Below are 6747 nucleotides of genomic sequence, written 5' to 3'. Positions count from 1 at the left end.
CCGGAGGTGTAGAGGATGACCGCGGTGTCGTCGTCGTCGGTCTCGACGGTGTCGAAGGTCGGCGGCTGCTCGGCCACGAGCGGGGCGTAGAACTCCGGCGGCTCCATCGGGGCCGGTGCGGCCGAGTCGAGCTTGATCAGGAAGAACTCCTCGCACGTGTCCGTGGCCTGGAAGCCCTCCCACGCCGCGTCACCGATCGGCAGGTCGGCCGAGCCCTCGAAGGCGAAGTACGCCTTGGCCTCGGAGTCCGCCAGGTGGTAGGCCACCTCGCGCGGCTTGAGCAGCACGTTGAGCGGGACCACGGTGGCGCCGGCCTTGAGGATGCCGAAGTAGACGATCGAGAAGTACGGCAGGTTCGGGCAGCTGAGCGCCACCTTGTCACCTGGCGCGATGCCGCGCGACACCAGCAGGTTGGCCACCTGGTTCGCCGCGCCGTTGACCTGGGCGTAGCTCAGCTTCGTGTCCCCGAACACGATCGCCGTGCGATCGCCGTGCTTCGCGGTCGTGTCCTCCAGCAGTGCGGCCAGGTTTCCCACGATGTCTCCTCAGGTCTGTGACGGGTCTTCACTCTATCCACCACCTGGCAGTCGACACGCTCAGCTCGGCGACGATCCACTTCTCATCGACGCTTCTGGTCGTAACGACGGGTCACCGCCGACTGCATCCGCCACACGGCCCGCTCGGCGAGGCCGAACGGTCGGCGCCCCGGCATCGTCGGGGCCTTGGCCGCCAGCTCCTCGAACGCCGCCGTGATCGCTGCAGCCGACCAGGTCTGGCCAGGCACGCGCTGGGGAGCCATCTTGCCCGGATGCGGAACGATGACCGGGTTGGTGTTGATCTCCCACACCTGCAGGCGACCTCCACGGAAGCCGTAGTCGATCCGGCCGTAGTCCAGCCCGGCCATCGAGAAGACCTGCCGCACCAGCGCCTCGTGAGGGAACGTGTGGAGGAATTCGAGCTCCTCCTCCGCGAGCGCAGGGGTGATGGTGGGGTGTTGGATCTTGGTCACCCACTTCTCGCTGAAGAGCAGATGGCGCGGCACGAGCTGGTCACCGATCTTGATCGCGGAGTACTTGCGGAACAGACCATCCTCGCTCCGCACGTCCATCTGCTCGACCACCAACAGATCTGAGCTTCTTCGTTGCCGGCGTCCCGTGACCCGCTGGTCGACCCGCTGGTGCAGCTCGTTCATGGAGTTGACCGGTGCGCCGAGGCTGCCGCGGTGCTCGTGGGCCCACCGCAAAAATGCCGGAAACCTGAGGTCGGGCTCGACGGAGTGGAACGGAAACGCCCGAAAATCGTTGATACCGGCTGCAGACAGGTCGCGCAGCAACCCGAGGCGACCGGTCCAGGCGGCGGGGTCGTTGAGCGTGGCGTAGGAGTCCGGTTGATTGGCGAGCCGATGATGTAGCCGGGCGGCGAGCACTCGTTCGGCCGGCAGGAGCCGTTCGAAATCGGTGAACAGGTGCAAGCCGGGCGGAACCGGCGACGCGAGGTCGATGTCGCCGTAGGCGACCGGGTGTACGACTCCCTTCAGCTGAGGCGCCCACCGCTTGATGAAGCGTTCCATGGTCCACAGGAAGTTGCGAGCAGCATGGAAATGGATCACGCAGGCGTTCCCGGCACCATCGAGAAGTGGGTGTGCACGGCCCGCAGATCGCCGTCGACAGCCACGAGGCCGATCGTGGCGCGGCCGACACGGCGCCGCATGGTGCCATCCGAGCCGACCCCATCAGACGACCAGGTGGAGATGACGAGGGTCAGGTCGTCAGCGGACACGATGCGTGCTGCGTCGAGATCGAAGTCGAAGTCGGCGGTGCGGCCCCACACCCCCTGCCACTGCTCGGCCTCCAGCTGGTCGATGCCGTTCCAGCGGTTGGCGACGGTCCCGAATCCCTCGGCGTCGGCCCAGAACAGTCCGCGGGCGCCGGAGAAGTTGCGGTCACGGACCGCCGCTGCAAAGGCCTGTAGCCACGCTGCGACGGAGGGGTGCGTACCGACGGCCGTCGGTGCGACCAGGTGCGCTGCGGGTGCGTGGTGTTGGTTGGACATCAGGCAACAGTATGCCTGCACCCGCTGCCCGTTAGGTCCCGTTTTCTCCACGTTGCGGCGATCAAAACTCACCTAGAAGGCAAGGCCAGTGAGCTGCTCGTAGGCCTGAACGTAGCGGTCGCGGGTCCGCTCGACGATCTCGCTCGGCAGCTCCGGTGGCGGCGCATCGCCGGTGCGATCCCATCCGCTCTCGGCGGAGGTCAGCCAGTTGCGAACGAACTGCTTGTCGAAGGACGGCTGCACGCGGCCTGCGGCGTAGGAGTCGGCCGGCCAGAAGCGTGAGGAGTCCGGCGTCAGCACCTCGTCGCCGAGCACGATCTGCCCGGTGCTGTCGCGGCCGAACTCGAGCTTGGTGTCGGCCAGGATGATGCCGCGATCGCGGGCGATCGCTTCTGCGCGGCCGTAGACCTGCAGCGTCAGATCGCGTAGCGCCGTCGCATCGTCGATGCCGATGGTGCTGACCACATGATCGAAGTCCACGTTTTCGTCGTGCTCGCCCAGATCAGCCTTGGTGGCGGGGGTGAAGATCGGGACCGCGAGCCGGCTCGACTCGACCAGTCCTGGCGGCAACGCGACACCACAGACCGTGCCGGTGGCCTGGTAGTCGATCAGGCCCGATCCGGTGAGGTAGCCCCGCGCCACGCACTCCACCGGGAACATGTCCAGCTTCTCGACCACGACCGCCCGGCCGCGCACGACGTCAGGCACGTCGGTCGACACGATGTGATTGGGCACGACGTCCATCAGCTGATCGAACCACCACAGCGACATCCGGGTGAGGATCTCGCCCTTGTCCGGAATCGCGGGCTCGAGCGAGAAGTCGTAGGCCGAGATACGGTCCGACGCCACCATGAGCAGGTGGTCGCCCGCGCCAAGAGCGCTCGAGTCCGGCGCGTACTCGTAGAGGTCGCGGACCTTGCCAGAGTGCACGTGCGTCGCGCCGGGAATGTCGAGAGCCACGCGCTCAGCCTAGTGGGAGCCGGCAGCCCCCAGTTGAAGTCCCACGCTCAGCGCATCACAGGATCGAGCCGGGGGTGTAGGCGGCAGCGCCCGGGCTCTCGGACGTGATCTTTTCGATCGCAGCCACCACCGTGCCGACCTGACTCACTGCGGCGCCGGTGAAGGTGATGGGTTCGGCGACCAGCGCAGCGAGATCGGCCTCGGTGAGCCCCAGCCGGTCATCAGCCGCCAGACGCGCGAACAGGTCGTTCTCGGCGGCACCGTTCTCTCGCATCTCCAGAGCCACCGCGACCGCATGCTCCTTGACTGCCTCGTGGGCGGCCTCGCGGCCCACTCCCCGGCGCACGGCAGCCATGAGCACCTTGGTGGTGGCCAGGAACGGCAGGTAACGATCGAGCTCGCGCTGCACGACGGCGGGGAAGACGCCAAACTCGTCGAGCACGGTCAAGAAGGTCTCGAACAATCCGTCGGCAGCGTAGAACGCGTCGGGCAACGCGACGCGTCGGACGACCGAGCACGACACGTCGCCCTCGTTCCACTGATCGCCGGCCAGCTCGCCGACCATCGCGGCATATCCGCGCAGGATCACCGCGAGCCCGTTGACCCGCTCGCACGAGCGAGTGTTCATCTTGTGCGGCATGGCACTGGAGCCGACCTGACCTGGCTTGAATCCTTCGGTCACGATCTCGTTGCCGGCCATCAGTCGCATCGTGGTCGCGAGGTTGGACGGGCCAGCGGCCAGCTGCACCAGCGACGTGACGACGTCGTAGTCCAGTGAGCGTGGGTAGACCTGGCCGACGCTGGTCAGCACGGTGTCGAAGCCGAGGTGGGCAGCCACCCGCTGCTCGAGGTCGGCCAGACGCGCCTCGTCGCTGCCAAGGAGGTCGAGCTGGTCCTGGGCGGTGCCGACCGGACCCTTGATGCCGCGCAGCGGATACCGGGCGACGAGGTCGTCGAGCCGGCCGAGCGAGAACATCAGCTCGTCGGCCACCGTGGCGAAACGCTTGCCCAGGGTCGTGGCCTGAGCGGCGACGTTGTGGCTGCGGCCAGCCATGACGAGCTCGGCATGCTCGGCGGACAACCGCCCGAGGCGAGCCAGTGCCGCGACGGCGCGATCCCGAAGCACCTGAAGGGAGGCTTGGATCTGCAGCTGTTCGACGTTCTCGGTGAGATCGCGCGAGGTCATGCCCTTGTGAATGTGCTCAGATCCTGCCAGCGCGGCGAACTCCTCGATGCGCGCCTTGACGTCGTGCCGGGTGACCTTCTCCCGCTCCGCGATGGACGCCAGGTCGACCTGCTCGACCACAGCCTCATGGGCCTCGACGACACCGTCCGGTGTCTCGACCCCGAGATCCTTCTGAGCCTTCATGACGGCGATCCACAGCCGCCGTTCGAGGACGATCTTGTGCTCGGGTGACCAGATGCGCACCAGCTCGGGTGAGGCGTAGCGGGCGGCGAGGACGTTCGGAGTGGTCACGTGTCCATTGTCCCCTCTGCTGCTGTCTGCGCGATGTCCGACCTGTGCTGGGCTCCGTCGAACTCGATCAAGGCGACGCCGGCGTAGGCGCGTTCGCGCGCCTCCACGAGATCGGCGCCCGTCGCCGTGATCGAGAGAACCCGGCCGCCTGCCGTGACGAGACGGCCGTCGACGACGGCGGTGCCGGCGTGGATGACGTCCACGCCGTCGAGCGCGTTCGCGGCGTCGACACCCGTGATCTCGTCACCCTTGCTCGGAGTGCCGGGGTAGTTGGCGGCTGCCAGCACGACGGTCAGGGCCGACTCGGGCGCCCAGTGCGGTAGCCCCACGTCGCCCAGCTCACCGGTGGCAGCGCCGTGCAGCAGTGCCGACAGCGGAGTGCGCAGCAGGGCCAGGAGGGCTTGGGTCTCCGGGTCGCCGAACCGGGCGTTGAACTCGATGACCTTGACGCCACGCTGTGTGAGCGCGAGCCCGGCGTAGAGCAGTCCTTGAAACGGAGTGCCTCGGCGCGCCATCTCCTGAATGGTCGGCACCAGCACACGCCGCGACACCTCGGCGACGAGGTCATCGGGAGCCCAGGCCAGCGGTGTGTATGCGCCCATCCCCCCGGTGTTGGGGCCTGCGTCACCGTCGAAGGCGCGCTTGAAGTCCTGGGCCGGCTGCAGCGGCAGCACGGTCTCGCCGTCGGTGATCGCGAACAACGACACTTCGGGACCATCCAGGAACTCCTCGATCACCACGGCGCCGCACTGCGCTGCGTGATCGATCGCCTCCTGACGATCGTCGGTGACGACGACACCCTTGCCGGCTGCAAGTGCATCGTCCTTGACGACGTACGGCGGGCCGAAGGCATCGAGCGCGGCGATGACCTCATCGGCCGTCTCGCACACGTGCGCCATGGCCGTGGGCACCTCGGCGGCGGCCATGACCTGCTTGGCGAAAGCCTTCGAACCCTCCAGCTGGGCGGCTGCGGCGGTCGGACCAAAACACGCAATGCCTGCGGCGCGCACCGCATCGGCGACTCCCGCGACCAGCGGAGCCTCGGGCCCGACGACCACCAGGTCGACACCCAGACCAGCCGCGAGATCGGCGACGGCCGAGCCGTCCATCGGGTCCACGTCATGGACGGAGGCGAACGCCGCGATCCCCGGGTTGCCGGGAGCGGCGTGCACCTCAGTGACGTGGGGGTCCCTCGACAGAGAGAGGGCCAAGGCGTGCTCGCGGCCGCCGGCGCCAATGACAAGCGTCTTCACAGCGGACGAGTCTATCGCTCGCGCGCCAGAGAAATTTCGCCCGTCAACCCAGGCAAGTCCATTCACCGCGGCTGATCGTCAGCCAGGCCAAGACGGTGCGCCTGGAGGATCAGGTCGCGCCGGTTGTGCACCTTCAGCTTCGCGTACAGGGAGCGCGTCTGACTCTTGACCGTATCGACCGAGACGAACTCTCCCGCAGCGGTCTCAGCGAGGGTGCGGCCGGCGGACAGCGACTGCAGGACGACGTGTTCGCGTGGGCTGAGCTCCACCAGATCCACCGAATCAGGATAGGTGGGCTCAACGCCAAGGTCGTCGAGCTCAGCTGTGAACACCCTCAGCTGGGGCAGCGACCGAGCCTGAGCCTGCAGCACGGAGCGCGGGATCGTCGCCAAAGATCGCCGGTCGTTGTTTTCCTCGATCTGGCCCAGTGCTTCGCTCAGACACCTCGCAGCGCCTTCGTCGTCTCCGAGCTCGGTCCGGGCGGCTGCGTCGATCAGCAAGAGCTGGGTGCGGTCCCGCCGCCACAGCGAACTGTTCAGACCCCTCGAGGCCAGCACGTGAGCATGGGAAGGATCTCCCGCGAGGAGCCTGAGCCGCGCAGTGGGCACCTGCCCAACGCTTCGATCGCCCAGTGCGTCGAGAACAGCCAGGGCGTGAGTCGCACGCCCCAACGCCAGCAGCGCGTCGGCCCGGGCCGCTCGTAACAATCCTGCGTAAACTCCGCCCTCGAGGACTGGTCCAGGCGTTGCAAGTGCATCGTCCAGCAAGTCCAGCGCGTCGTTGGCCTGCCCCCATGTCATCAGGTGACGCGCCCGTCCCATTACGGTGAAAAACCACAAGTCCTCATGCTGCGGGTTCATCTCAAGCTGGGCGGCACCTTCCTGCGCGCGCGCTCGCTGAAGCCCGTCAACCGCCAGCAACAGATCGGCCAGGTCGTAACCCGCCTGCACGTCGAGATCAGCCTGACCGTGTCGAGCTGTCAACGCTCGGCCTTCGCTGATCCAC

7 protein-coding genes are annotated in these 6747 nt (G+C 67.3%); all 7 read right to left on the bottom strand.

Annotated elements, in window-relative coordinates; translation table 11 throughout:
- Positions 1 to 536: AMP-binding protein (locus WB508_RS02355; RefSeq protein ID WP_423843270.1), on the bottom strand; the 536-nt coding region annotated here is incomplete at its 3' end.
- An 83-nt stretch (positions 537 to 619) separates the two neighbouring features.
- Positions 620 to 1609, bottom strand: a complete 990-nt coding sequence (locus WB508_RS02350; protein WP_423843269.1) for a hypothetical protein — start codon at positions 1607 to 1609, stop codon at positions 620 to 622.
- Positions 1606 to 2052 carry a YybH family protein gene (locus WB508_RS02345; protein WP_423843268.1) on the bottom strand — a complete coding sequence of 149 codons (447 nt, stop codon included), beginning with the start codon at positions 2050 to 2052 and terminating at the stop codon, positions 1606 to 1608. The genes WB508_RS02350 and WB508_RS02345 overlap by 4 nt, the downstream gene beginning before the upstream one ends.
- A 72-nt stretch (positions 2053 to 2124) precedes the next feature.
- Positions 2125 to 3012: a phosphoribosylaminoimidazolesuccinocarboxamide synthase gene (locus tag WB508_RS02340; RefSeq protein WP_423843267.1), complete on the bottom strand. Its 888-nt coding sequence runs from the start codon at positions 3010 to 3012 to the stop codon at positions 2125 to 2127.
- Positions 3013 to 3067: 55 nt separating this feature from the next.
- Complete coding sequence (gene purB / locus WB508_RS02335) at positions 3068 to 4489, bottom strand: adenylosuccinate lyase (RefSeq protein WP_423843266.1); 1422 nt, start codon at positions 4487 to 4489, stop codon at positions 3068 to 3070.
- Positions 4486 to 5742 (bottom strand): phosphoribosylamine--glycine ligase, encoded by a 1257-nt coding sequence (gene purD / locus WB508_RS02330; RefSeq protein ID WP_423843265.1) that lies wholly within the window; start codon positions 5740 to 5742, stop codon positions 4486 to 4488. The genes purB and purD overlap by 4 nt, the downstream gene beginning before the upstream one ends.
- Before the next feature lie 62 nt (positions 5743 to 5804).
- Positions 5805 to 6542, bottom strand: a complete 738-nt coding sequence (locus tag WB508_RS02325; protein ID WP_423843264.1) for a LuxR C-terminal-related transcriptional regulator — start codon at positions 6540 to 6542, stop codon at positions 5805 to 5807.
- Positions 6543 to 6747 lie beyond the last annotated feature (205 nt).

Origin of the sequence: Aeromicrobium sp., assembly GCF_049586495.1 — a bacterium.
Lineage (GTDB): Bacteria > Actinomycetota > Actinomycetes > Propionibacteriales > Nocardioidaceae > Aeromicrobium.
The sequence above is the reverse complement of the archived record's forward strand: the minus strand, read 5'-3'. Positions and strand labels throughout refer to the sequence as shown.

What these genes read in the sequence shown, in the direction of transcription:
- WB508_RS02345 (WP_423843268.1), bottom strand. Translation starts at nt 2,052, where the DNA reads ATGTCCAACCAACACCACGCACCCGCAGCGCACCTGGTCGCACCGACG.
- WB508_RS02325 (WP_423843264.1), bottom strand. Translation starts at nt 6,542, where the DNA reads ATGACATGGGGGCAGGCCAACGACGCGCTGGACTTGCTGGACGATGCA.